This is a genomic window from Pseudomonas sp. 22072 (assembly GCF_052046095.1).
Classification (GTDB): domain Bacteria; phylum Pseudomonadota; class Gammaproteobacteria; order Pseudomonadales; family Pseudomonadaceae; genus Aquipseudomonas; species Aquipseudomonas paracarnis.
In genome coordinates, this window is sequence record NZ_JBQEQE010000029.1 from 1 (window position 1) to 2,790 (window position 2,790).

The window sequence follows — 2,790 nt, forward strand, 5'->3', positions numbered from 1 at the left end:
CATTGATGGTGGTGGTTGCGCCGTCGCCTGCCACTTCGAGTTTTTCGAAATTGCCGCCGGTGGTCTCGGCGATCTTAACGGTCTGGGTGCTCTTATCGATAAACACGTCATCGGTAGGCGCAGGGACAGTGACGGTGCCAACAGTTTCGCCAGCCTTGATGGTGATCGACGAGCCGTTGTCCAACTTCAGCGTGACGTCAGTGCCCGCTTTGTTGGAAAGCGTGGCGGTATAAGTGATCTGGCCACCCTCATTCGCCTCGGTCGGAGCTGTCAGCGTTACGGTAGTGGTGTTATCGGTGCCCGGTGTATCAGTAACGGTGGTGTTAACCGGGGTAGTACCTGGAACCAGATTTTCGAAGTGCTCGCCGCCGGTCACGCCTTTGATGGCGGTGGTGACGGTTTGGTCGCCCTTGTACACATCATCAGGAGCAACAACCGAAACGCTACCGCTCGATTGGTTTACGCCGATGGTGATGGTTTTACCGTTGTCCAAGGTAACGGTCAGCGGGTTGGTGATGTTGGTCACCGGCGCGCCGTTTTTATCCACAAGGCTGGCGGTGTAGACGATATTGCCGCCTTCACCGACGGTGGTGGTGGCGGTCAGGACCACATCGACTTTGTCGATGGTGTCGTTGATCGTGGTGGTCGCGCCGTTGCCTGCGACTTCTAACTTCTCGAAGTTGCCGCCAGTGGTCTCGGTGATCTTGACGGTCTGCGTGCTCTTGTCGATGAACACGTCATCGGTAGGCGCAGGGACAGTGACGGTGCCTACGGTTTCGCCAGCCTTGATGGTGATGCTTGAGCCGTTGTCGAGTTTCAGCGTGACGTCGGTGCCGGCCTTGTTGCTCAAGGTCGCGGTGTACGTGATCTGGCCACCTTCGTTAACTGCATTTGGCGCAGTCAGGATGACAGTCGTTGTGTTGTCGGTACCGGGGGTGTCGGTGACAGTGGTGTTCACTGCCGTCGTGCCAGGGACCAAGTTTTCAAAGTGCTCGCCACCAGTGACGCCTTTGATAGCGGTAGTGACGGTCTGGTCGCCTTTATAAACGTCATCCGGCGCGATAGTGGTGACAGAGCCACTCGACTGGTTCACACCGATGGTGATTGTCTTGCCGTTATCCAAGGTCACGGTCAGCGGGTTAGTGATGTTAGTCACCGGTGCGCCGTTTTTATCCACAAGGCTGGCGGTGTAGACGATGTTGCCGCCTTCGCCGACAGTGGTAGTGGCCGTCAGAACTACATCGACCTTGTCGATGGTGTCGTTGATCGTGGTGGTCGCGCCGTTGCCTGCCACTTCGAGTTTTTCGAAGTTGCCGCCAGTGGCCTCGGTGATCTGAACGGTCTGCGTGCTCTTGTCGATGAACACGTCATCGGTAGGCGCAGGGACGGTCACGGTGCCAACGGTTTCGCCAGCTTTGATGGTGATGCTTGAGCCGTTATCCAACTTCAGCGTGACGTCAGTGCCCGCTTTGTTGGAAAGCGTGGCGGTGTAAGTGATCTCGCCACCCTCATTCGCCTCGGTCGGAGCCGTCAGTGTCACGGTAGTGGTGTTATCGGTGCCCGGTGTATCGGTAACGGTCGTGTTAACTGGGGTAGTACCTGGAACCAGATTTTCAAAATGCTCGCCGCCGGTCACACCCTTGATAGCAGCGGTGACGGTCTGATCGCCTTTATAAATATCGTCTGGCGCCACGGTGGTAACGGTGCCGCTGGATTGGTTAACACCGATAGTAATGGTCTGACCGTTATCCAAAGTGACGGTCAACGGGTTAGTGATGTTAGTCACCGGCGCGCCGTTCTTATCCACAAGGCTAGCGGTGTAGACGATATTGCCGCCTTCGCCAACGGTGGTGGTAGCGGTCAGGACCACATCGACTTTGTCGGTGGTGTCGTTGATCGTGGTGGTTGCGCCGCTGCCTGCAACTTCCAGTTTTTCGAAGTTGCCGCCGGTGGTTTCGGTGATCTTGACCGTTTGGGTGCTCTTGTCGATGAACACGTCATCGGTAGGGGCGGGCACGGTCACGGTGCCAACGGTTTCGCCAGCTTTGATGGTGATGCTTGAGCCGTTGTCCAACTTCAACGTGACATCAGTGCCCGCTTTATTGGAAAGCGTGGCGGTATACGTCACCTGACCACCTTCGTTCGCCTCGGTTGGGGCTGTCAGCGTCACAGTGGTGGTGTCGATCGAATCGGTAATGGTGGTAACCGCTGGCGTGGTGCTCGGCACCAGGCTCTCGAAATTGCCGCCAGTCGCGCCCGTAATCGTCGTACTGACGGTGCTGCCGTTGACGTAGACGTCATTAGCTGGCGTATCAACGACAACGCTGCCTGTCGACTCACCGGCCTTGATGGTGATCACCGAGCCATTGCTCAAGGTGACATTCACAGGCGTCTGCGCCGGGTTGGTCAAGGTGGCGGTGTAGGTGATCTGACCGCCTTCGGTCACGGTCGAACCAGCGGTCAGGGTGACCGTGGTGGTGTCGATCGAATCGGTAATGGTGGTGACCGCTGGCGTGGTATTCGGTACCAGGTTCTCGAAGTTACCGCCCGTTGCGCCCGTGATGGTGGTGCTGACGGTAGAGCCATTGTTGTAAACGTCGTTGGCCGGTGTATCGACCACAACGGTACCCGTCGATTCGCCCGCCTTGATGGTGATCACCGAGCCATTGCTCAAGGTGACGTTCACCGGGGTCTGCGCTGGGTTGGTCAGGGTGGCGGTGTAGGTGATCTGGCCGCCTTCGGTCACGGTCGAACCCGCGGTCAGGGTGACCGTGGTGGTGTCGATCGAAT

At 57.6% G+C, this 2,790-nt stretch carries 1 protein-coding gene; it reads right to left on the bottom strand.

Annotation, left to right across the window (positions count from 1 at the left end):
* Nucleotides 1–2,790, bottom strand: a 2,790-nt coding sequence (locus tag ACTJLA_RS23030; protein ID WP_440842217.1) for an immunoglobulin-like domain-containing protein, incomplete at both ends; no start/stop codon positions are given.